We start from the raw sequence: 21634 nt of genomic DNA, 5'->3' as shown, positions 1-21634 counted from the left end.
GCCGGGCCGGGCGGGGGCCGGACAGGCTCGACCGGGGCCGGGGCGAGGCCGGGCCGGGCGGGGGCCGGACAGGCTCGACCGGGGCCGGGGCGAGGCCGGGCCGGGTGGCGCCGGGTGCGGGCGGCCGCACCCGGCGCGCGGGTCACACCAGCGTGCGGCCCAGCAGGTAGACGGCCGGGGCGGCCAGCGCGAGCGGCAGGGCGACGCCCGCCGTCATGTGCACGAACCGCGACGGGTAGTCGTACGCCGCCACCCGCAGTCCGATCACCGCGCACGCCCCGGCGGCGAGGCCCAGCACGGCGGCCTGGGGTCCCGCGCCGGTCGCGGCGCCCGCGGCGAGACCGGCGCCCGCGCCCGCCAGCAGGGCGACGGCGAGGGAGACGGGGCCGGGCAGCGGCAGGGCACGGGCCACCGTCGCGGCGGCGGCCGCGAGGGCGCCCACGACGACCGCGTCCGGCTCGGCGGCGAGGAAGCCCGCGCACACCACGGCCAGCGCCGACGACACGACCGTCGCCATCAGCCCGTACATGCGCTCCTCGGGGGCCGCGTGGCTGCGCAGCTGGAGGACGAGGACCAGGAGGACCCAGACGGCGAGGGTGCCGAGGATCGCGGCGGGGCCGTGCTCGCGGCCCGTCGTGAGCAGCGCGGCGTCCGCGACGAGACCGCCGAGGAAGGCGAGCGCGATGCCCTGCCGTGCGGGCCACATGCCGTTGAGCCGGAACCAGCCCGCGGCGGTGACCGCCTGGAGCAGCACCAGCGGGACCAGCGCGGCGTACGGGCCGAGCGCGGCGCCGCCGGCGAGGAGCAGGCCGAGCAGCGCCGTCAGCCCGGCGGGCTGGATGCCCGGGTCGATGATCGGCGACCGGCCCTCCGCGCGGGCGCGCTGGGCGTCGGTGACACGGGCGTTGCCCATGGTCGTGGGGGAGCCGTACCCGGGGCCGTCGGCCGGGGCGGCGGCTGCGCCGCCCGCCGGGGTGGCGGACGCGGGGGCCGGGGTCGGGCCGGGCGCGGGCTCCGGGGCGGCGGGCTCGGGGGCCGCCGGCCCCTCCGGCCGCCCGTACGGGTCGTGCCCGGCGTACGGGTCGTGCGCGACGTACGGGTCGTGCGCGCCGGGGGCGCCGGCGGGCGGGGGCTCGGGGGTGTACGCCTCCGCCGGCGCGTGCCCGTACCGCTCCTGCCCGTACCGCTGCCCCTGCGACTGCGCCTGGCCCTGCTGTCCCGGCCGCGCCTGCGCCCGGCCGTACGGCTCGGGGCCGTCGGCGACCGGCGGGAGGTAGGCCGTCGGCGCGTCGTACCCGGCGGCCCCCGTCGCCGCCGGTGCCTCCGGCGGCAGGGGGTGGGCGCCGGAGCCCTGCCGCGGCAGGTACGCCGTCGCGTCGGCGGCCTGCTGCTGCTGCGGCTGCTGGTACCCGGGCGCCGGCTGGTGCTGCTGCGCCTGCTGGGCCTGCGGCTGCTGGGCCTGCTGCTGGTACGGGGCCGCGTCCTGGTGCTGCTGGTGCTGCTGGTACGGCTGCTGCGGCCGGGCCTGGTGCTGCTGGGGTGCCCGGTGCCGGGGCGCCTGCCGGTGGGGCTGCTGCGGCTGCGGCGACCGGGAGTCGTCGGGCTGGACCGCCGGCTGGTAGTGGGTGTCCCAGGTCTGGCCCTGCCAGGTCTGCGCGACCTCCGGGTCGGCGTACGGATCGTGCGGGTACTGCGGATCGCTGCTCATGCTGTGCGGTTCACCCTCCTGCGAACGGCGGGAGCACCTCGACCGTGCCGCCCTCGGCCAGCCGTACCGTCTCATGGCCCCTCATGCCCACGGGATCGCCGTCCACCAGGAACGAGCACCGCTGCAGTACCCGGACCAGCTCCCCCGGGTGGCGTTCCCGGGCGGCGTCCAGTGCCTCCGCGAGGGTCTCCGCGGCGTACGGTTCCTCGGCGGTCCCGGCGGCGGACTTGGCCGCGGCCCAGTAGCGGATGGTTCCCGCTGCCATAGGAGGGCTCCTTTCGTCAGGCTTCCATGATGGGCCACGCCGGAGGCCCGCCCGCAGGCCCCGCCGGTTCCCCGGGCCCCGCCGCCGCAGGTCCCGCCGAATCGCCGGGCCCCACCGCCGCTCCGGACGCTCCGGACCCCGCCGACACCCCTGGCCGCGCCGCCGATGACGTCAGCCACCGGCCGATCCGGTCCAGCAGCGCGTCGCCCGCCGCGTTCTCGGCGTGTCCCATGCCCGGCTCCAGCCACAGCTCGGCCGCGCCGCCCGCCGCAGCGGCCAGCGCGAGCGGGTGGTCGACGGGGAAGTACGGGTCACGGTCCCCGTGCACGACCAGCAGCGGCGTCGGCGCGATCAGCGGCACCGCCCCGACGGGCGGGAGCGGCACCGGGTCCCAGTCGCGGTCGTGGATGCGGGTGCGCAGCCCGTACCGGCCGACCAGCCGCCCGGCCGGGTGGGTGATCAGCCAGTGCACCCGCCGCATGGGGGCGGTCCCGCGGTAGTACCAGCGCGCGGGGGCGCTGACGGCGGCGACGGCGTCGGTGCGCGCCTCCGTGCGCCCCCCGTGCTCCGATCCGTACAGGGCGGCGTGCCGGAGCACCACGGAGCCGCCCAGGGAGAAGCCGACCGTCGCCACGCGCGCGTACCCGGCCTCCCGCGCCCACTCCACGGCCGCCGCCACGTCGAGCACCTCGCGGTCGCCGACCGTGGAGCGCCCGCCGGAGCGGCCGTGGCCGCGGAAGGAGAAGGTCACGACCCCCGCGTGCCGGGCCAGCGCGACGGCGGCGCGGCGCACCGCGGGCCGGTCCACGGAGCCGGTGAAACCGTGCGCGACGACCACCGCGGTGTCCGTCCGCCCGGCCGCGCAGGGGTCGTGCCGGGCCTCCAGGCGCACTCCGTCAGGAGTCCGCAAAGACATACGCAAGGTTTCACCCAGAGGGCGGCGAGTGAGCGAGGAGACATCCACACTGTGGAACGCGCCCTCTGTCGCGGAGCTCATGTGGGCTATTCTGGCTGGCAGAGGATCCGGGCGAAGCAGCCCCCGGATCCTTTTGTGTTTTCCCGCCGGTGTTACGGCCGGGTGAACAAAGGCTCTCAGGGGCGCGGGAGCCGGCGTACGAAGCCGTACGAAGCAGTGCCGCAAACGTCCTCGCACGGACCGAGGAGGAACCGACGTTATGGGCGAGCTGATCGTGCACGACCGGACGACGACGAGCAGGACGACGACCCGGCCATGGGGATCCCCCCTGCCGGAGCGCAGCCGAGAGCTTGAGGGTGGGACGCGATGAGTTCACTGCTGCTCCTGACGAACGCCCTGCAGCCGTCGACCGAGGTGCTTCCGGCACTCGGGCTGCTGCTGCACAACGTGCGGGTGGCGCCCGCCGAGGGCCCCGCCCTCGTGGACACCCCCGGAGCCGACGTCATCCTCGTCGACGGCCGCCGCGACCTGCCGCAGGTGCGGTCGCTGTGCCAGCTCCTGCGCTCCACCGGCCCCGGCTGCCCGCTGCTGCTGGTGGTGACCGAGGGCGGCCTCGCCGCCGTCACCGCCGACTGGGGCGTCGACGACGTCCTGCTCGACACCGCGGGGCCCGCGGAGGTCGAGGCGAGGCTGCGGCTGGCGACGGGCCGCCAGCAGATCACGGCGGACGACTCCCCCATGGAGATCCGCAACGGCGACCTGTCGGTCGACGAGGCGACGTACAGCGCGAAGCTGAAGGGCCGGGTCCTGGACCTGACCTTCAAGGAGTTCGAGCTGCTCAAGTACCTCGCGCAGCACCCGGGCCGGGTCTTCACCCGCGCCCAGCTCCTCCAGGAGGTCTGGGGGTACGACTACTTCGGCGGTACGCGGACGGTCGACGTCCACGTCCGGCGGCTGCGCGCCAAACTGGGCCCCGAGCACGAGTCGCTGATCGGCACCGTCCGCAACGTCGGCTACCGCTTCGTCGCGCCCGAGAAGGTGGAGCGCGCGGCGGAGGAGGCGAGGGCCGCCACGCGCGGCGGGGACGACGCCGAACGGGCGGCGCCGGAGGTCATCCGGATGGCGGACACGGAGCCGGCGGCGGAAGCAGCCGTCCGACCTGCCCGGAGGTAGGTCACCCCGCGTAGACTGCCGCGCGTGGCCAAGGTGACGCGGGACGACGTGGCGCGACTGGCGGGTACTTCCACCGCGGTCGTGAGCTACGTCATCAACAACGGACCCCGGCCGGTCGCCCCGGCCACGCGCGAGCGTGTCCTCGCCGCCATCAAGGAGCTGGGCTACCGGCCCGACCGCGTCGCGCAGGCCATGGCCTCGCGGCGCACGGACCTCATAGGCATGATCGTCCCCGACGCCCGGCAGCCGTTCTTCGCGGAGATGGCGCACGCGGTCGAGCGGGCCGCCGCGGACCGCGGGAAGATGGTCCTCGTCGGCAACTCCGACTACCGCGACGAGCGGGAGATCCACTACCTGCGCGCCTTCCTCGGCATGCGGGTGGCCGGGCTCATCCTCGTCAGCCAGGGCATGAGCGAGCGGGCCGCCCAGGAGATCGAGGCGTGGGACGCGCGCGTGGTGCTGCTGCACGAGCGGCCCGAGGCCCTCGACGACGTCGCCGTGGTCACGGACGACATCGGCGGCGCGCAGCTCGCCACCCGCCACCTGCTGGAGCACGGCCACGCGTACGTCGCCTGCCTCGGCGGCGTCGAGTCCACGCCCGCCGTCGGCGACCCGGTGGCCGACCACGAGGAGGGCTGGCGCCGCGCCATGCTGGAGGCCGGCCGCTCGGTCGAGGGCCGCCTCTTCCAGGCCCCGTACAACCGCTACGACGCCTACCAGGTCGCCCTGAAGATCCTGTCGGGTCCCGACCGGCCCCCGGCGATCTTCTGCTCCACGGACGACCAGGCGATCGGCGTCCTGCGCGCCGCGCGCGAGCTGCGGCTCGACGTGCCGCGCGACCTGGCGGTGGCGGGCTTCGACGACGTCAAGGAAGCCGCCCTCACCGACCCGCCCCTGACCACGATCTCCTCCGACCGGCCGGCCATGGCCCGTGCCGCGGTGGACCTGGTCCTGGACGACGGGCTGAGGGTCGCCGGGTCGCGGCGCGAGCGCGTGAAGCAGTTCCCCTCCGCGCTGGTGGTCCGCCGCAGCTGCGGCTGCGACGACGCCTGACCGTCCGCCCCCGGCGGCACCGGCGACGACGCCCGCCGCGGACGCGGACCCGTCAGCCGTACGTGCCCAGGCAGGCAGGTCGGCCACAGCCCGGGCGCGGCCCCGCCCGTCCGGCCACGGCCCTGCCCGCCACGGCCGGGCGCCCGCCCACCGGCCACGGCCCTGCCGCCGGCCGCGGCCCCGTTCACGGCCGCCGAGGCCGCACCGCCCCGGCTGCCCGCCGACGACCGACACGGCCCGCCCGCCGACGCCCCCGGCCGACACCCCCGCCAGGCGCCGCCCCGGCACCCGTCGTCGAGGGTCGTCGCGACTTCTTCCGGGACTCTCACGGCGTCCTCAGGAAGCTCTCATCCACCGGCGCCACAGTCGTACCCATGACGGACCACGACCGCCGCAGCGACGGCCACCTCCAGGGCGACGACGGACCGCAGCAGTACGCCGGTTTCCACGACCGGGTCCCCCCACCGCCCCCGCAGCCCCCGTACGAGCCGGCCCGGCCGGTCGTCGCCGGGCCCGGGGTCACCGTGTGGCCGGGTGGTGGACAGCCGGCTGGTGGACAGCCGCCCGCCGACGGCACCGCACCGCCGCCCGCACCCCCCACGACCCTCGCGCCCGGCCCCGCGCCGCGTCGGCGGCGCGCGCGGCGGCCGGTGGGGCTGATCGCCGCCGTGGCGATCGTGGCGGCCGCCGTCGGCGGCGGGGCGGGGGCGCTCGCCCAGGACCTCGTGGGCGGCGACGCGGCCGGCGGCGGCTCCACCGCCGTGGCCGGCACGACCGTCTCGCAGTCGGACGCCGGCACCGTCGCGGGGGTCGCGCGGGCCGTTTCCCCGAGCATCGTGGAGGTCCGGGCGGCCGGCACGGCCGGCTCGTCCACCGGCTCCGGCGTGATCGTCACGGCCGACGGGGAGGTCGTCACCAACAACCACGTCGTCTCCGGCGCCTCCGAGGTCACCGTCCGGCTCAGCGACGGCCGCACCCACACCGCCGACGTCCTCGGCACCGATCCGGACAAGGACCTCGCGCTGCTGAAGCTGCGCGGCGCCAAGGGCCTCAAGCCCGCCGTCCTCGGCGACTCCGGCTCGGTCCGGGTCGGCGAGCAGGTCGTCGCCATCGGCTCCCCCGAGGGCCTCACCGGCACCGTCACCAGCGGCATCGTCTCCGCCCTCGACCGCGACGTGACCGTCGCCAAGGACGAAGACGGCGCCGACGCCGGCGGACGGGGCGGGCAGCGGTACGAGTCCGGTCAGGGATGGCCGTTCGAGTTCGGCGGGCAGCGGTTCAACGGCGACACCGGCGCGTCGAAGACCACGTACAAGGCGATCCAGACCGACGCCTCCCTCAACCCCGGCAACTCCGGCGGCGCCCTGATCAACATGCGCCGCGAGGTCATCGGCATCAACTCCGCCATGTACGCGCCCAGTGCCACCGGCGGCGCGGGCACGGGTGCCGCGGGCAGCGTCGGCCTCGGGTTCGCCATCCCCGTCGACACCGTCAAGGCCGACCTGGACGCCCTCCGCGGGGGCGGCTGACCCCGTGCGACGCTGAGCCCATGAACACCACCGCCGAGCCCGACCGCATCCTCGTCGTCGACGACGAGCCCGCCGTCCGCGAAGCGCTGCGCCGCAGCCTCGCCTTCGAGGGGTACGGCACGGAGGTCGCCGTCGACGGCGTGGACGCCCTGGAGCGGATCGGGGCGTACGCGCCGGACCTCGTCGTCCTCGACGTGCAGATGCCCCGCATGGACGGGCTGACCGCCGCCCGCCGCATCCGGGCGTCCGGTTCGACCGTGCCGATCCTGATGCTCACCGCGCGGGACGCCGTCGGCGACCGCGTCACCGGGCTCGACGCGGGCGCCGACGACTACCTGGTCAAGCCGTTCGAGCTGGACGAGCTGTTCGCCCGCATCCGCGCCCTGCTGCGCCGCTCCTCGTACGCCACCGGCGGCGGGGCGGGCGGGGGGCACGAGGACGTGCTGTCCTTCGGCGACCTGCGGATGGACCTCACCACCCGGGAGGTGGCCCGCGGGCCGCGCCCGGTGGAGCTGACCCGGACGGAGTTCACGCTGCTGGAGATGTTCCTCGCCCACCCGCGCCAGGTCCTCACCCGCGAGCAGATCCTCAAGTCCGTCTGGGGCTTCGACTTCGAGCCGACGTCCAACTCCCTGGACGTGTACGTCATGTACCTGCGGCGCAAGACCGAGGCCGGCGGCGAGCCCCGGCTCGTCCACACCGTGCGCGGGGTGGGGTACGTGCTGCGCGAGGGGGGTCAGGAGTGACGAGTGGTCCCGTGCGGCGCTTCCGGGCGCTGCCGCTCCGCTCGCGGCTCGCCCTGCTGACCGCGCTGGCGGTCGCCGTGGCCGTGGCGGCGGTGTCGGTGGCGGCGTGGCTGCTGACGCGGGGGCAGCTCCTGCAGGAGCTGGACCGGTCGCTGGAGAACACCCGGGCGCCGAAGGAACAGCTGGCCGAGGCGCTCGTCGCCTGCCGGGTCGGGGTGTCGGCCGAGCCGTCCGCACAGGACCGGCCCGGGTTCGCGTACACCCAGCTCGTGGGGGCGGACGGGGAGCGGTGCGTGGCGCGGTACTCGCTGCCCGTCGCGGTGGGGGCGGAGGACCTCGCCGTCGCGCGGGGCGACGCGCCGGAGGCGCTGCACACCTCGCGCACGGACGGCGGGCAGACCGTGCGGGTGCACACGGTGCGGGAGGTCGTGACCGTGCCGGGGTCCGGGCAGCGCGTCACGGTCGCCGTCTCCCTGGCCCGTCCGCTGACGGAGGTCGACGCGGCGCTCGGGCGCCTGGCGCTGCTGCTCACCGCGCTCGCCGGGATCGGTGTCGTGGGCGCGGGGGCGGCGGGGCTGTGGGTGGCGCGGGCCGGGCTGAAGCCCGTGGACCGGCTGACGGACGCGGTCGAGCACGTGGCGCGGACCGAGGACCTGACGGTGCGGATCCCGGTCGAGGGCGAGGACGAGATCGCCCGGCTGTCGCGGTCGTTCAACGCCATGACGGCCGCGCTCGCCTCCTCCCGCGACCGGCAGGCGCAGCTGATCGCGGACGCCGGGCACGAGCTGCGGACCCCGCTGACGTCGCTGCGGACCAACGTCGAGCTGCTGGCGCGGAGCGAGGAGACGGGCCGGGCGATCCCGGTGGACGACCGGCGGGCGCTGATGGCGTCGGTGAAGGCGCAGATGACGGAGCTGGCGGCGCTCATCGGGGACCTGCAGGAGCTGGCCCGCCCGGACGCGGCGGCGGCGGGCCGCCTGGAGGTGGTCGCCCTGCACGAGGTGCTGGGGACGGCGCTGGGGCGGGCGCGGCTGCGCGGCCCGGAGCTGGTGTTCACCCCGGACGTACGGCCCTGGTACGTGCGGGCGGAGCCGGCCGCGCTGGAGCGGGCACTGGTCAACGTACTGGACAACGCGGTGAAGTTCTCCCCGCCGGGCGGTGAGGTGGAGGTGCGGCTCGTGGACGGGGTGCTGACGGTGCGCGACCACGGGCCGGGCATCCCCGCGGGGGAGCTGCCGCACGTCTTCGAGCGGTTCTGGCGCTCCCCGTCGGCCCGCTCCCTGCCCGGCTCGGGGCTGGGCCTGTCGATCGTGGCCCGCACGGTCCGCCAGGCGGGCGGCGAGGTCGCCCTGAGCCCCGCGGAGGGCGGCGGTACGCGCGCGGAGATCCGCCTGCCGGGCGCGCCGACGCCACCGCCGGCCGACACGGGGTCAGTTGTGCCGCAGCAGTGACTCGACGAGGCCGCCGCGGGTGTGGGGGAAGTCCATCGGGACGATCCCGAGCCCGCGCCAGCCGGCCCCGGCGCCGTCCAGGAGGGTGTGGACGCGCGGGTTGAGCCGGTCGGCGTTCCAGCGGGGCGGGAGCAGCGCGGCGGTGGAGACGTGGTTGACGTGGAGCCTGCCGGGCTGCTGGGCGGCCTTGCGGAAGTGCGCCTCGATCTTCGGGTACTTGGCGGTGGGCTCCGCCATGTAGTCGTCCTGGACGTCGAAGAGGGCGCCGTCGCCCCAGCGGACGCCGGGCAGGCCGCCGTTGTCGGCGAGGAGGACGACCCGGCCGCGGGCCTCGCCGAGCGGTGGGAGGCCGTCGCCGATGCGGAAGAGCGGGCGCCAGCCCTTCGCGTCGAGGTAGCGGTCGAAGACCTGGCGGAAGACGGCGTCGCCCTCCTCGGAGTACTCCTGCTTGACGCGCATGAGGACGGTCTCGGAGGGGTGGGCGGCGAGGAAGCCGCGGCAGGCGGCGAGGACGTCGCCGAACATGAGGCCCTGGTAGTACGCGCCGTGGTGGATGGCGAAGGAGTCGCCGGTGACGCGGCAGCGGACGTCGAGGTACCGGATGCCGCCGTCCAGTTGCCGGGCGACGGTGGTGTCCTGGCAGGCCACCCAGGGCCCGCCGGCGGACGCCGCGGAGTTGTGGGTGCCGGGGATGGTGAGGGCGCGCAGCGGCGTGTCGTCGGCGTGGGCGCCCATCCAGTCCTGGAGGCCGGACGCCGCGCGGGTCCGGGACCTGGGCCGGCTCGTGGTGCCGGTCGGTCCGCGGTTCGTGGTGGCGGGCGGGGTGCGGGTGGGGGCGCCGGTGTGGGCGCGGGCGGCCGGCGGGGCGCCGAGGGCGAGGGCGGCGCCGGTGGCGGTGGCGGCCGTGAGGAAGCCGCGTCGGTCCAGGGACATGCGCGGAGTATGACGCGTACACATCAAGGTGACCAGACGGCGGACGGCCCCGGACGCGGGGCGCGCGCACCGGACACGGGAAGCGCGCGCACCGGATCGCCGGGCCCCGCGCCGACACGAAGAAGGGGCGGGGCGGGCGGACCGCTGTGGTCCGCCCGCCCCGCCCCGGGTGCCTCGCCTTACTTGACGACCGTGATCCGGTCGGCCGCGGGCGGCGCCAGCGGGGAGCCCGCCGACGAGTGCGCGGTCAGGTAGGCGATGAAGACGTCCAGGTCGGACGCGCCCACCAGCTTGTTCTTGCCCTGCGCCAGCACCGGGAAGCCGTCCCCGCCACCGGAGAGGAACTCGTTCATCGCGACGCGGTACGTCTTGGCCGGGTCGAGCGGCGCGCCGTTCAGCCGCACGGAGGAGACGTCCACGCGGGCGGCGCCCGTCTTGGTCATGTCCAGGGTGTACGTGAAGCCGCGCGACACCTGGAGGATCTTCGGCGACGCCTCGTTGGAGCCGCTGACCTGCTGCTGGAGCGCGGTGACGATCTGCGCGCCGGTCAGGTCGACGCTGGTCATCATGTTGGTGAACGGCTGGACGGTGTACGCCTCGCCGTACGTGACGACGCCGTCGGTGGTCTCGGCGCCGGACTTCGCGTGGACGAGGTCGGCGCGGATGCCGCCGGGGTTCATGAACGCGATCTGCGCGCCGCCCTTGTCGGCCGGCGCCAGGCCCTCCAGCTGCGCGTCGGCGATCACGTCGCCGAGCGGCTTCTCGTACGCGGTCGAGCCGCGGCCGTTGATGTCGGCGGCGATGTGGCCGACCGGGCGGTCGGCGATCGGCGCGGCCAGCCCCTTCCACCGCTCGATCAGCCGCGTCATGTCCGAGGCCGGGGCGACGTCACGGGTGACGACGTGGTTCGCGGACGCCACGGCCGTGCGGACGATGTCCTTGGTGGCGCGGTCGTAGGTGAGCGTCGTGTCCGTGTACAGCTTGCCGAAGGACGCCGCCGAGGTGACCGTGCGCGGCTGGCCCGCCGGGTCGGCGATGGTGCACGCGTACGCCTGGTGGGTGTGGCCGGTCACCACCGCGTCGACCTGCGGGCTGAGCCGCTTCGCGATGTCGACGATCGGCCCGGAGACGCCGTCGCCGGGACCGGGGCTGTCGCAGTCGTAGTTGTAGGCGGTCGAGGCCGGGGCGCCGCCCTCGTGGATCAGGGCGACGACGGACTTGACGCCCTTGGCCTCCAGGATCTTCGTGTACTTGTTGATCGTCTCGACCTCGTCGCCGAACTTCAGGCCCTTGATGCCCTCGGCGTTGACGATGTTCGGGGTGCCCTCCAGGGTCACGCCGACGAAGCCGATGCGGACGCCCGCGCGCTCCCAGACGAAGTACGGGTCGAGGATCGGCTTGCCCGTCTTCTCGTCCGTCACGTTCGCCGCGAGGTAGGGGAAGTCGGCGCCCTCGTACGTCGTGCCCTCGGCGCAGCCGTCGGTGGGGTGGCAGCCGCCCTTCTGGATGCGCGCGAGCTCGGCGGCGCCCTCGTCGAACTCGTGGTTGCCCACGGAGGAGACGTCGAGCTTGAGCTTGTTGAGCGCCTCGACGGTCGGCTCGTCGTGGAAGAGGCCGGAGACCAGTGGGGAGGCGCCGATCATGTCGCCGGCGGCCGCGGTGATCGAGAAGGGGTGGCCCTTGCGGGCGGTGCGCAGGTGCGTCGCGAGGTACTCGACGCCACCGGCCTTGATCTTCTCGGTGGTGCCGTCGGCGTGGACGTGGCTGACCTCGCCGGAGGAGCCGGACGGCGGTTCGAGGTTGCCGTGCAGGTCGTTGAAGGAGAGCAGCTGCACGTCGACGGTCCGACCGGAGACCTTCTCCACGGTCCGACCGGAGACCTTGTCGCCGCGCTGCCAGCCGGACGCGCCGGCGTCCTGCTCGTCGGCGGCGCCGGCCGGCAGGGCCGCCACGAGCGCGCCCGCGGTGGCGAGTCCGGCCGCGGTGGCGAGTATCCGCCGTCCCGTCCGCTTCTTGTGCCGTGTAGTCGACATCAGTCCGTTTTTCCCCTTTTGACACCACATGACTTCACACGCCGTCAGAGGAGGGTGAGGTCATGGCCACTGGTCTGCCGAGCGCAGCCTAAGGTCAACGCGCGTAGCGCAACAGGGGGGAACGGTTACGACCTGATTGCCTTCACCCGTCGGGCGGCGCACCGCCGCCGTAGGCTCGTACGCATGACGACTGACGTTCGCGCAACGGCCCCCGAGTCGGGACGCCGCATCGAGACCTTCGACGAGCTCACCCCGGAGCAGGCCCAGGACGTCCTCGACCTGCTCGCCGACGCCGCCCGCACCGACGGCGTCCAGGCCGTCTCCGAACAGGGCCGGCTCCAACTGAAGGCGTTCACGCGCACCGGCGCCGCCGCGGGCGGGGAGCGGACCCGCGGCGGCGGACAGCGGACCGACGGCGACGGGCAGCAGGCGGACGGCCGCCGGGAAGGCGTGCGCCACCTGCTCCTCTTCGTCGCCGACCGGCTCGCCGGCTACGCCCAGCTGGAGGACACCGACCCCGTCGAGGCCCCGGCGGCCGAGCTGGTCGTCGACCCCGCGCAGCGCGGCCGGGGCCACGGGCGGGCGCTCGGCTCCGCCCTGCTCGCCGAGTCCGGCAAGCGGCTGCGGGTCTGGGCGCACGGCGGCAAGCCCGCCGCCCGCCACCTCGCCCAGGTGCTCGGGCTCACCCTCTTCCGCGAGCTGCGGCAGCTGCGCCGCCCCCTGGCCCCGCTGGACGTCCCCGAGCCGGCCCTGCCCCCCGGCGTCACCGTCCGCACCTACGTCCCCGGCCAGGACGACGCCGCCTGGCTCGCCCTCAACGCCGCCGCCTTCGCCCACCACCCCGAGCAGGGCGCCCTGACCCAGCGGGACCTGGACGACCGCAAGGGCGAGCCGTGGTTCGACCCCAAGGGCTTCTTCCTCGCCGAGCGCGCGTCCGACGGCGCCCTGGTCGGCTTCCACTGGACGAAGGTCCACGCCGACGAGCGGCTCGGCGAGGTGTACGTGCTCGGCATCTCCCCCGACGCCCAGGGCGGCGGCCTGGGCAAGGCCCTCACCGGGATCGGCCTGCGCCACCTCGCCGCCGAGGGCCTGCCGACGGCGATGCTGTACGTCGACGCCGACAACCCGGCGGCCCTGCGCGTCTACGAGGGCATGGGTTTCACGACGCACGAGGTGGACCTCATGTACCGCACGGAGACGTGACGGCCCCTCCCCTCCCGGGGTGCCGCCACCACGGCGGCGCCCCGCCCCGGGCCCGTGGCGAGTACACGCCATCGCGCCCCCCTGCACACCCCCGGCGCCCCGGCACGCCCCCTGCCGCCACCCACCCTCCCGCGGCGACGGCCACCGCCCGCACCCCGCCGCGCCCGGCCCGCACCCCGGATCCCCGCCCGGTTCCCGCCCCCGGCACACCCGGAAACGTCACGTCCTCGTTACCGATCATTCAGACACGCTTGCGACCCTCGGCCAATGAAGCCCGCCGTGTCCGCCTGCCAGGGCCGTTCCGACGCGCCTGACCAGCCCCTGGCGCGGAAGAATGGTGACATGAGCCAGCAGCCCGCCGAGGTCCCGGTCCAGCAGGTACAGCCGTCGCCCCCGCACGCCCAGCCGTCCGTCGGATCCATAGCCGCGCACCGGCCCCACGCCGTCGCCCCGGCGCCGGCCGCCGCCGAACTCTCCCCCGACCTGGACGCCGACCTCGACGCGTACGACGTCGACGGCGCCCCCTCGGAGCTGCCGGAGGGCCGCTTCCTCGACCGCGAGCGCAGCTGGCTGGCGTTCAACGAACGCGTCCTGGAACTGGCCGAGGACCCGACCACCCCCCTCCTGGAGCGGGCCAACTTCCTCGCGATCTTCGCGTCCAACCTGGACGAGTTCTTCATGGTCCGGGTCGCCGGCCTGAAGCGCCGCATCGCCACCGGGGTCGCCACGCGCTCGGCGTCCGGCCTCCAGCCCCGCGAGGTCCTCGACCTGATCTGGACCCGCTCGCGCGAGCTCATGGCCCGCCACGCCGCCTGCTTCCAGCAGGACGTCGCCCCCGCCCTGGCCGACGAGAACATCCACCTCATCCGCTGGCCCGACCTGACGGAGAAGGAGCAGGCCCGCCTCTTCACGCTCTTCCGGCAGCAGATCTTCCCCGTGCTGACGCCGCTCGCCGTGGACCCCGCGCACCCCTTCCCCTACATCTCGGGGCTCTCGCTCAACCTCGCCGTCGTCGTCCGCAACCCCGTCAGCGGCCACCGCCACTTCGCGCGCGTGAAGGTCCCGCCCCTGCTGACGCGGTTCCTGGAGGCGTCACCGCAGCGGTACGTGCCGCTGGAGGACGTCATCGCCGCGCACCTGGAGGAGCTGTTCCCCGGCATGGAGGTGCTGGCGCACCACATGTTCCGCGTCACCAGGAACGAGGACCTGGAGGTCGAGGAGGACGACACCGAGAACCTCCTGCAGGCCCTGGAGAAGGAGCTCATGCGGCGCCGCTTCGGCCCGCCCGTGCGGCTGGAGGTCGAGGAGTCCATCGACCCGTACGTCCTCGACCTGCTCGTGCGCGAACTGAAGGTCTCCGACGCCGAGGTGTACCCCCTGCCCGGCCCGCTGGACCTGACCGGCCTGTTCGGGATAGCGGGCCAGGACCGGCCGGAGCTGAAGTACCCGAAGTTCGTCGCCGGCACCCACCGCGACCTCGCCGAGGTCGAGTCGGCGTCCGCGCCGGACATCTTCGCGGCGCTGCGCGAGCGGGACGTGCTCCTGCACCACCCGTACGACAGCTTCTCCACCTCCGTGCAGGCGTTCCTGGAGCAGGCGGCGGCCGACCCGGACGTCCTGGCGATCAAGCAGACCCTGTACCGCACCTCCGGCGACTCGCCGATAGTGGACGCGCTGATCGACGCCGCCGAGGCGGGCAAGCAGGTCCTCGTCCTCGTCGAGATCAAGGCCCGCTTCGACGAGCAGGCCAACATCAAGTGGGCGCGCAAGCTGGAGGAGTCCGGCTGCCACGTGGTCTACGGCCTGGTCGGCCTGAAGACCCACTGCAAGCTGTCGCTCGTCGTCCGCCAGGAGGGCGAGCTGCTGCGCCGGTACTCCCACGTCGGCACGGGCAACTACCACCCGAAGACCGCCCGCCTCTACGAGGACCTGGGGCTGCTCACCGCCGACCCGCAGGTCGGCGCCGACCTGTCCGACCTGTTCAACCGCCTCTCCGGCTACTCCCGGCGCGAGACCTACCGCCGACTGCTCGTCGCCCCGAAGTCGCTGCGCGACGGCCTCGTCTCGCGGATAGAGAAGGAGATCGCCCACCACCGGGCGGGGCGTCCCGCGTACGTCCGCATCAAGGTCAACTCCATGGTCGACGAGGCCGTCGTCGACGCCTGCTACCGCGCCTCGCAGGCGGGCGTGCCCGTCGACATCTGGGTCCGCGGCATCTGCGCCCTGCGCCCCGGCGTCACCGGCCTGTCCGAGAACATACGGGTCCGCTCGGTCCTCGGCCGCTTCCTGGAGCACTCCCGGGTCTTCGCCTTCGGCAACGGCGGCGAACCGGAGGTGTGGCTCGGCAGCGCCGACATGATGCACCGCAACCTCGACCGCCGCATAGAGGCGCTGGTACGGCTCTCCGACCCCGCCCACCGCGCGGCGATCCACCGCCTGCTGGAGACGGGCATGGCCGACACCACCGCCTCGTGGCACCTCGGCCCCGACGGCGAATGGACCCGGCACTCGACGGACGCGGACGGCCAGCCCCTGCGGCACGTCCAGGAGATGCTCATAGACGCCCGGAGGCGCCGACGTGCACAAACCTGACCACACCCCGCCCGCGGGCGAGGTCCTGGCGCCGTACCTGCACGCCCGCGCGAACGACTTCCTGCGCGCGCTGCGGCTGCACACCGAGAGCAACGGCTCGGACAGCTCGGGCGCGGAGGAGGCCACCCGGTCCCTGCGGGCCGCCGCCCGCCGCATCGGCGCGACCCTGCACACCTTCCGCCCCCTCCTCGACGGGGCGTGGGCGGACGGGCTGCGCGCCGAGCTGGCCTGGCTCTCCGGGACGCTCGCCCAGGAGCACGCCTGCACCTCGCGCCTGGTCCGCCTCGTGGACGCCCTGTCCCGTCTCACCGGCGGGACCGTGCCGCCCCCGCGGGGGCCGTCGGGGGGCGGGGCGATGCAGGTGGGCGCCGCCCGGGCCGGCGCCCTGCTGGAACGGCAGCTGACCCTCGCCCGGACCCGCGCCCACTCCGCCGCCCTGGAGGCCCTCGGCTCGTCCCGCTTCCACGCCGTGGCGGACGCGGTGGCCCTGCTGGCGTCGGAGGTCCCCCTCGGGCCGGCCGCCACCGCGCCCGCCCCGGAGGTCCTCCCGGTCCCCGCCGAGACCGTGGAGCGCCGCCTGCTGGACGCGGTCGGCGTGCTGCCCATGGCCCCGGCCGTCGGCGGGGAGCACCAGGACGCGCCCTGGCACCAGGTGCGGCTGCTGCTGCGCCTCCACCGGTACGCGCGGGAGGTGTGCTCCGTCCCCGCGCCGGAGCTGTACGAGGCGGCGACCGCACTGGACCGGCACCGGGACGCCGCCGAGGCCGCGGCCGCCGCCGCCACCGCCGCCCGCACCCCCCGGATCGCCCCGGCCACCGCGTACACGCTGGGCGTCCTCCACGCCGACCAGCGCCACGAGGTGGACGCGGCGCGGCTCGCCTTCCACCGCGCCTGGCGCCGTACGGCGGTGACGGCCCCGTGAGCGGCACCGTCCGGGCGGCCGGCTGCCTGCTGTGGCGGCCGGGGCCGGGCGGGGTGCCGGAGCTCTGCCTGGTGCACCGGCCCAAGTACGACGACTGGTCCTTTCCGAAGGGGAAGCTCGAACCGGGTGAGGAGCTCCTCGCGGCGGCGGTCCGCGAGGTGGCGGAGGAGACCGGCCAGTCGTGCCGGCCCGGCCCGTTCCTGGCGACGGTCCGCTACCGGGTCAAGGGCCGCCCCAAGGAGGTCACGTACTGGGCGGCCGAGGCGACGGGCGGCGAATTCACGCCGAGCCGGGAGGTCGACGCCCTGCGGTGGGTGCCCGCCCCGCAGGTGACCGCCCACCTCAGCCACGCGACGGACCGGCCGCTGGTCGCGGTGTTCCTCGCTGCGGTGTGAGCGGGCCGGAGCGCCCCCAGGGGGCCGTAGGCCGCATCACCGCCGGCCACCGTGGGGCCGGGGCTGTGCGCCCGGTGTCGGGGGCGTGCCCGGCAGCCGCGGCGCGGGCCTGGGCCGGGGCCTCCCCGGGGCCCTGTGACCGGAGGGCGCCCGTGCCACCCGGGGCCACCCGGGGCCGCCCGGGGCCGTCGACCGCAGGACAGGGGCGTGCGAGGTTCGCTGGGGGCGCGCGGAGCGCGGCGGGGGCGCCCGGTATGCACTGCACCGCCACTTCCGGCATGGTTCACCTCCCGTTCACTCCCCCCCGTCGACCGCTTCACCTGATCTGCCTAATTTCGGCCGTACACGGTGACCAGCAGACGCCATCACCACCCCACTCCGACACACGCCGTCGTACAACCGGCCATGGACCCATCACGCGGCCTCCGGCCCGGCGGTTACTGGAAGGAACACCCGAAAGTGAAGCTTCATCGCAAGACCGGGCTTCGCGCCACCGCGCTCGGCGCCCTCGTCGTCTCCGGCGCCCTGGTCCTCACGGCGTGTGGTTCGGACGACAACGCGAGCCCGGACGGGACGAAGAAGACGACGGCCGCCTCGAACATCGCCTGCGAGGGCGCCAAGGGCCAGCTCCTCGCCGCGGGCTCCACCGCGCAGAAGAACGCCATGGACCTCTGGGTGAAGAACTTCCAGGCGGCCTGCGAGGGCGTCGAGGTGAACTACCAGGCCATCGGCTCCGGCGGCGGCATCACCAAGTTCAACCAGGGCCAGGTCGCCTTCGCCGGCTCCGACTCCGCGCTGAAGGAGGAGGAGGTCACCGAGTCGCAGAAGATCTGCAAGGGCGGCAAGGGCATCAACCTCCCCATGGTCGGCGGCCCCGTCGCCATCGGCTACAAGCTGGACGGCGTGGACGGCCTCGTCCTGGACGCCGCCACCCTGGCCAAGATCTTCAACTCGAAGATCACCAAGTGGAACGACCCGGCCATCGCCAAGCTGAACCCCGGCGTCAAGCTGCCCGACCTGGCGATCCAGGCGTTCCACCGCTCCGACGAGTCGGGCACCACCCAGAACCTCGGCAAGTACCTCAGCGAGGCCGCCGCCGCGGACTGGAAGCACGACCCGAAGACGAAGTCGTGGCCCGCCCCCGGCGGCCAGGCCGCGAACGGCTCCTCCGGCGTCGCCGCCGCCGTCAAGGACACCAACGGCGCGATCGGCTACTTCGAGCTGTCCTACGCGACCGCCAGCAGCATCAGCACCGTCAAGCTGAACACGGGCGCCGCCCAGCCGGTCGAGGCCACCCCGGAGAACGCCTCCAAGGCCATCGCCGCCGCCAAGGTCAAGGGCACCGGCAGCGACCTCGCCCTCTCCCTCGACTACAAGACCAAGGCCGAGGGCGCCTACCCGATCATCCTGGTCACCTACGAGATCGCCTGCGACAAGGGCAACAAGGCCGACACCCTGCCCACCCTGAAGGCGTTCCTCAGCTACACGGCGAGCGAGGAGGGCCAGAAGGTCCTCTCCGACGCGGGCTACGCGCCGCTCCCGGCCGAGATCGCGACCAAGGTCCGGCAGATCGTCCCCACCCTCTCGTAACGACCCGACCGGGGCCGGCCCTCCCACCCAGGGCCCGGCCGGCCCCGGCATCCGGTGCACCGCCGCCAGGAGCCACGCCCGCTCCGCAGACCGGAGAACACACGATGGCCACAGCCACCCCGCACCACGCCCCGCCACCCGGCGGGAACCCGACAACGACCCCGAAGACGAGCGCCCCGTCCCGCGCCGGTGACCGGATCTTCCGCGGCCTGTCCCGCGGCTCCGGCATCACCCTCCTGGTGATCATGGCGGCGATCGCGGTCTTCCTCACCTACCGCGCCGTCCTCGCCATATCGGAGAACGAGGGCAACTTCCTCACGACCTCGGAGTGGAACCCCGCCGGGAACCCGCCCGTCTTCGGCATCGCCGTCCTCGCCTTCGGCACGATCGTCAGCTCGATCATCGCCATGGTCATCGCGGTGCCGATCGCGATCGGCATCGCGCTCTTCATCTCGCACTACGCGCCGCGCCGGCTCGCCTCGCCCCTCGCGTACGTCGTCGACCTCCTCGCCGCGGTGCCCAGCATCATCTACGGCCTGTGGGGCGCGATCTTCCTCGTCCCGTACCTCGACGGCCTCAACCGGTGGCTGGACCAGTACATGGGCTGGACCTACCTCTTCGACAAGTCCGGCGAGGGCGTCGCGCGCAACCTGTTCACCGTGGGCGTCCTGCTGGCGATCATGATCCTGCCGATCATCACCAACGTCACGCGCGAGGTCTTCCTCCAGGTCCCGCGCATGCACGAGGAGGCCGCCCTGGCCCTCGGCGCCACCCGCTGGGAGACCATCCGCATGTCGGTGCTGCCGTTCGGCCGCTCCGGCATCATCAGCGCGTCCATGCTGGGCCTGGGCCGCGCGCTCGGCGAGACGATGGCCGTCGCCGTCGTCCTCTCCCCCAGCTTCCTCATCTCCGGGCACATCCTCGACCCGGGCGGCGGCACGTTCGCGCAGAACATCGCCGCCAAGTTCAACGAGGCGAACGAGTTCGGCCGGGACGCCCTGATCGCCTCCGGTCTCGTCCTCTTCGTCATCACGCTGCTGGTCAACGGCGCGGCCCGCTGGATCATCGGGCGCCGCAAGGAGTACTCGGGGGCGAACGCATGAGCCACGTCATCCAGGAGAAGCGGCCCGCCACCGCCCCCGCGGGCCGGCCCGCGCCGCTGTCCCACGCGCGCCTGCCCCGCTGGGCGCCGGCCGTCGTCGCCGTCGGGTCCGTCGCCGCCGGCTGCGGCATCGGCGCCGCCGCCGGCTGGGAGAGCCGCACGCAGTGGGGCATGCTCTCCGCGGTGCTGTTCGTCGTCATCACGTACGCCGTCACCACGAAGGTCGAGAACGCCCGGCAGGCCAAGGACCGCGTGGCGACCAGCCTCGTGTGGGTCTGCTTCGTCCTCGCCGTCGTCCCGCTCGCCTCCCTCGCCTGGGTGACGGTGAGCAAGGGCGTCGAGGTCCTCGACGTCTACTTCCTCACCCACTCGATGAACGGCGTCCTCGACGCCGAGACGGGCGGCGGCGTCTACCACGCGCTGCTCGGCACCATCGAGCAGGTCGCCATCGCGGCCCTCATCGCGGCCCCCATCGGCATGCTGACCGCGATCTACCTGGTCGAGTACGGCAGGGGCCGCCTGGCCCACGCCGTCACCTTCTTCGTCGACGTGATGACGGGCGTCCCGTCGATCGTCGCGGGCCTGTTCATCCTCGCCACCTGGAACCTCATCCTGGGCTTCGGGCCCTCCGGCTTCGCCGGCTCGATGGCGCTGGCCATCCTCATGATGCCGGTGGTCGTCCGCTCCACCGAGGAGATGCTCAAGCTCGTCCCGAACGAGCTGCGCGAGGCTTCCCTCGCCCTGGGCGTCCCCAAGTGGAAGACCATCCTCAAGGTGGTCCTGCCGACCGCGATCGGCGGCATCACCACGGGCGTCATGCTCGCGGTCGCCCGTATCACCGGCGAGACGGCCCCCGTGCTGCTCCTCGTCTTCGGTACGAAGCTGATCAACCCGAACCCCTTCGAAGGCGCGCAGGCGTCGCTGCCGCTCTACGTCTACGAGCAGTACGCCGTCGGTACCGACGCCGCCGTGGCCCGCGCCTGGGCCGCCGCGCTCGTCCTCATCGCCTTCGTCATGATCCTCAACATGGTGGCCCGCGGCATCGCCCGCTGGAAGGCCCCGAAGACCAGCCGCTAAGGCTCCACCGCCCGGCCCCGCCGGGCGGCGCAAACTGGGAAGTGATTCAGATGGCCAAGCGAATCGACGTCAGCGGCCTCTCCGCTTACTACGGCAACCACAAGGCGATCGACGACATCTCGATGACCGTCGAGCCCCGCTCCGTCACGGCCTTCATCGGCCCGTCCGGCTGCGGCAAGTCCACCTTCCTGCGCACCCTGAACCGGATGCACGAGGTCACCCCCGGCGGCCGCGTCGAGGGCAAGGTGATGCTCGACGACCAGAACCTCTACGGCAAGGACGTCGACCCGGTCGCCGTGCGCCGCACGGTCGGCATGGTCTTCCAGCGCCCCAACCCCTTCCCCACCATGTCGATCTTCGACAACGTGGCGGCGGGCCTGCGCCTGAACGGCAGCTACCGCAAGTCCGAGCTGAACGACGTCGTCGAGCGCTCCCTGAAGGGCGCGAACCTCTGGAACGAGGTCAAGGACCGGCTGAACAAGCCGGGCTCGGGCCTCTCCGGCGGCCAGCAGCAGCGCCTGTGCATCGCCCGCGCCATCGCGGTCGAGCCGGACGTCCTGCTGATGGACGAGCCCTGCTCCGCGCTGGACCCGATCTCCACGCTCGCCATCGAGGACCTGATCGGCGAGCTGAAGGAACGGTTCACGATCGTCATCGTGACGCACAACATGCAGCAGGCCGCCCGCGTCTCGGACCGTACGGCCTTCTTCAACCTGGCCGCGGTCGGCCAGCCCGGCAAGCTGATCGAGCTCGACGAGACGGAGCGCATCTTCTCCAACCCGTCGGTGCAGGCCACGGAGGACTACATCTCCGGCCGCTTCGGCTGAGCCACCCCCCACACACGTCCTGCGGTGCTGCATGGCGGTGCCACCGCGAGACGAAGGGCCCGCCCCCTCTCCCAAGGGGCGGGCCCGTTCACGTTCTCCGGCCGGCACCCGCGGGGCGG

Annotated in this window: 18 protein-coding genes; 13 read left to right on the top strand and 5 right to left on the bottom strand. The window is 74.2% G+C overall.

Features of this window, described 5'->3' with window-relative positions; genetic code table 11:
- Positions 1-142 precede the first annotated feature (142 nt).
- From ACF053_RS14260 to ACF053_RS14250, 3 genes are read right to left on the bottom strand one after another with little or no spacing between them, the layout of a single operon-like run.
- On the bottom strand, positions 143-1708 hold the full coding sequence (locus tag ACF053_RS14260) for a hypothetical protein (protein WP_391954145.1): 1566 nt from the start codon (positions 1706-1708) through the stop codon (positions 143-145).
- 10 nt (positions 1709-1718) lie between these two features.
- Positions 1719-1973 carry a MoaD/ThiS family protein gene (locus ACF053_RS14255; protein ID WP_391954144.1) on the bottom strand — a complete coding sequence of 85 codons (255 nt, stop codon included), beginning with the start codon at positions 1971-1973 and terminating at the stop codon, positions 1719-1721.
- Between the two features lie 16 nt (positions 1974-1989).
- Positions 1990-2970 (bottom strand): alpha/beta hydrolase, encoded by a 981-nt coding sequence (locus ACF053_RS14250; RefSeq protein ID WP_391954143.1) that lies wholly within the window; start codon positions 2968-2970, stop codon positions 1990-1992.
- 285 nt (positions 2971-3255) lie between these two features.
- On the opposite strand from ACF053_RS14250, the gene ACF053_RS14245 reads away from it, so the two are divergent.
- From ACF053_RS14245 to ACF053_RS14225, 5 genes are all read left to right on the top strand, one after another.
- Positions 3256-4062, top strand: a complete 807-nt coding sequence (locus ACF053_RS14245) for a winged helix-turn-helix transcriptional regulator (protein ID WP_391954142.1) — start codon at positions 3256-3258, stop codon at positions 4060-4062.
- Between the two features lie 24 nt (positions 4063-4086).
- Positions 4087-5115: a LacI family DNA-binding transcriptional regulator gene (locus ACF053_RS14240; protein ID WP_058943017.1), complete on the top strand. Its 1029-nt coding sequence runs from the start codon at positions 4087-4089 to the stop codon at positions 5113-5115.
- 374 nt (positions 5116-5489) lie between these two features.
- The gene (locus tag ACF053_RS14235; RefSeq protein WP_391954141.1) at positions 5490-6644 is read left to right on the top strand and encodes a S1C family serine protease; all 1155 of its coding nucleotides are present in this window, start codon (positions 5490-5492) and stop codon (positions 6642-6644) included.
- Between the two features lie 20 nt (positions 6645-6664).
- On the top strand, positions 6665-7390 hold the full coding sequence (locus tag ACF053_RS14230; protein ID WP_391954140.1) for a response regulator transcription factor: 726 nt from the start codon (positions 6665-6667) through the stop codon (positions 7388-7390).
- The gene (locus ACF053_RS14225) at positions 7387-8841 is read left to right on the top strand and encodes a sensor histidine kinase (RefSeq protein WP_391954139.1); all 1455 of its coding nucleotides are present in this window, start codon (positions 7387-7389) and stop codon (positions 8839-8841) included. Before ACF053_RS14230 ends, ACF053_RS14225 begins: the two co-directional genes overlap by 4 nt.
- Here the strand turns inward: ACF053_RS14225 and ACF053_RS14220 are convergent.
- Entirely contained in the window at positions 8821-9774 is a 954-nt protein-coding gene (locus ACF053_RS14220; RefSeq protein ID WP_391954138.1) for a phosphatidylinositol-specific phospholipase C, read from the bottom strand. The genes ACF053_RS14225 and ACF053_RS14220 overlap by 21 nt on opposite strands.
- A 179-nt stretch (positions 9775-9953) precedes the next feature.
- A complete protein-coding gene (locus tag ACF053_RS14215) occupies positions 9954-11807 on the bottom strand; it encodes a bifunctional metallophosphatase/5'-nucleotidase (RefSeq protein ID WP_391954137.1) in 1854 nt (617 codons plus the stop codon).
- Positions 11808-11990: 183 nt separating this feature from the next.
- Here ACF053_RS14215 and mshD point away from each other — a divergent pair, with 183 nt between their 5' ends.
- The 8 genes from mshD to pstB all read left to right on the top strand — a co-directional run bounded on the left by mshD (position 11991) and on the right by pstB (position 21515).
- Entirely contained in the window at positions 11991-13010 is a 1020-nt protein-coding gene (mshD, locus tag ACF053_RS14210) for a mycothiol synthase (protein ID WP_391954136.1), read from the top strand.
- A gap of 342 nt (positions 13011-13352) precedes the next feature.
- Complete coding sequence (locus ACF053_RS14205; protein ID WP_391954135.1) at positions 13353-15602, top strand: RNA degradosome polyphosphate kinase; 2250 nt, start codon at positions 13353-13355, stop codon at positions 15600-15602.
- Entirely contained in the window at positions 15589-16524 is a 936-nt protein-coding gene (locus ACF053_RS14200; protein WP_391954134.1) for a CHAD domain-containing protein, read from the top strand. The genes ACF053_RS14205 and ACF053_RS14200 overlap by 14 nt, the downstream gene beginning before the upstream one ends.
- A complete protein-coding gene (locus ACF053_RS14195; protein WP_391954133.1) occupies positions 16521-16919 on the top strand; it encodes an NUDIX hydrolase in 399 nt (132 codons plus the stop codon). Before ACF053_RS14200 ends, ACF053_RS14195 begins: the two co-directional genes overlap by 4 nt.
- A gap of 459 nt (positions 16920-17378) precedes the next feature.
- Positions 17379-18509, top strand: coding sequence for a phosphate ABC transporter substrate-binding protein PstS (pstS, locus tag ACF053_RS14190; protein ID WP_391954132.1), 1131 nt, complete (start codon positions 17379-17381; stop codon positions 18507-18509).
- Between the two features lie 104 nt (positions 18510-18613).
- Positions 18614-19612 (top strand): phosphate ABC transporter permease subunit PstC, encoded by a 999-nt coding sequence (pstC, locus tag ACF053_RS14185; protein WP_391954131.1) that lies wholly within the window; start codon positions 18614-18616, stop codon positions 19610-19612.
- Positions 19609-20688 carry a phosphate ABC transporter permease PstA gene (gene pstA / locus ACF053_RS14180; RefSeq protein ID WP_391954130.1) on the top strand — a complete coding sequence of 360 codons (1080 nt, stop codon included), beginning with the start codon at positions 19609-19611 and terminating at the stop codon, positions 20686-20688. The genes pstC and pstA overlap by 4 nt, the downstream gene beginning before the upstream one ends.
- 50 nt (positions 20689-20738) lie before the next feature.
- Positions 20739-21515, top strand: coding sequence for a phosphate ABC transporter ATP-binding protein PstB (gene pstB, locus ACF053_RS14175; RefSeq protein WP_391954129.1), 777 nt, complete (start codon positions 20739-20741; stop codon positions 21513-21515).
- Positions 21516-21634 lie beyond the last annotated feature (119 nt).

The organism is Streptomyces kanasensis (assembly GCF_043077165.1).
In the GTDB taxonomy this organism is placed as follows: Bacteria; Actinomycetota; Actinomycetes; order Streptomycetales; family Streptomycetaceae; genus Streptomyces; species Streptomyces changanensis.
The sequence above is the reverse complement of the archived record's forward strand: the minus strand, read 5'-3'. Positions and strand labels throughout refer to the sequence as shown.

Excerpts from the sequence above, each read along its gene's own strand:
- ACF053_RS14205 (WP_391954135.1), top strand. The coding sequence starts at position 13,353 with ATGAGCCAGCAGCCCGCCGAGGTCCCGGTCCAGCAGGTACAGCCGTCG.
- pstB (WP_391954129.1), top strand. The coding sequence starts at position 20,739 with ATGGCCAAGCGAATCGACGTCAGCGGCCTCTCCGCTTACTACGGCAAC.
- ACF053_RS14215 (WP_391954137.1), bottom strand. The coding sequence starts at position 11,807 with ATGTCGACTACACGGCACAAGAAGCGGACGGGACGGCGGATACTCGCC.
- pstA (WP_391954130.1), top strand. The coding sequence starts at position 19,609 with ATGAGCCACGTCATCCAGGAGAAGCGGCCCGCCACCGCCCCCGCGGGC.
- ACF053_RS14220 (WP_391954138.1), bottom strand. The coding sequence starts at position 9,774 with ATGTCCCTGGACCGACGCGGCTTCCTCACGGCCGCCACCGCCACCGGC.
- pstC (WP_391954131.1), top strand. The coding sequence starts at position 18,614 with ATGGCCACAGCCACCCCGCACCACGCCCCGCCACCCGGCGGGAACCCG.
- ACF053_RS14260 (WP_391954145.1), bottom strand. The coding sequence starts at position 1,708 with ATGAGCAGCGATCCGCAGTACCCGCACGATCCGTACGCCGACCCGGAG.
- ACF053_RS14255 (WP_391954144.1), bottom strand. The coding sequence starts at position 1,973 with ATGGCAGCGGGAACCATCCGCTACTGGGCCGCGGCCAAGTCCGCCGCC.
- ACF053_RS14230 (WP_391954140.1), top strand. The coding sequence starts at position 6,665 with ATGAACACCACCGCCGAGCCCGACCGCATCCTCGTCGTCGACGACGAG.
- ACF053_RS14250 (WP_391954143.1), bottom strand. The coding sequence starts at position 2,970 with ATGAGCTCCGCGACAGAGGGCGCGTTCCACAGTGTGGATGTCTCCTCG.
- ACF053_RS14245 (WP_391954142.1), top strand. The coding sequence starts at position 3,256 with ATGAGTTCACTGCTGCTCCTGACGAACGCCCTGCAGCCGTCGACCGAG.
- mshD (WP_391954136.1), top strand. The coding sequence starts at position 11,991 with ATGACGACTGACGTTCGCGCAACGGCCCCCGAGTCGGGACGCCGCATC.
- ACF053_RS14235 (WP_391954141.1), top strand. The coding sequence starts at position 5,490 with ATGACGGACCACGACCGCCGCAGCGACGGCCACCTCCAGGGCGACGAC.